The 272-nt window shown below is 52.6% G+C and carries 1 protein-coding gene; it reads left to right on the top strand.

Annotated features, from left to right (window positions below; translation table 11 throughout):
• Positions 1–22 precede the first annotated feature (22 nt).
• The coding region (locus SB786_RS36290; protein ID WP_410731586.1) for a DUF2169 domain-containing protein at positions 23–272 on the top strand (250 nt) is incomplete at its 3' end.

The following is a 272-nucleotide window of genomic DNA, read 5'->3' on the forward strand; positions in this document are numbered from 1 at the left end:
GGCTGCATGGCGAATATGGAACATGCATCCGCAAAAGCCACTTCAGGAGGGTAAACTGCCTCCCTGGCAGGCGCGTTGCTTTATCAACCGTCAGCGTGGCGATGAAACATACTTTGAAGAAATTGCTCTGCGATCGACAACGGTATGGTTTTTCCCGCATCTTGAGCAAATGATTCTGTTGTGGCAGGGCAGCGTGCGTATCAACGAAGATGATGCTGCTGATGTCATGCAACTTATGCCCGCGCTGGAAAAACAGGGGGCTCAGCGGTCGG

The sequence above is a fragment of the Burkholderia sp. SIMBA_062 genome (genome assembly GCF_046534765.1).
Classification (GTDB): domain Bacteria; phylum Pseudomonadota; class Gammaproteobacteria; order Burkholderiales; family Burkholderiaceae; genus Burkholderia; species Burkholderia ambifaria.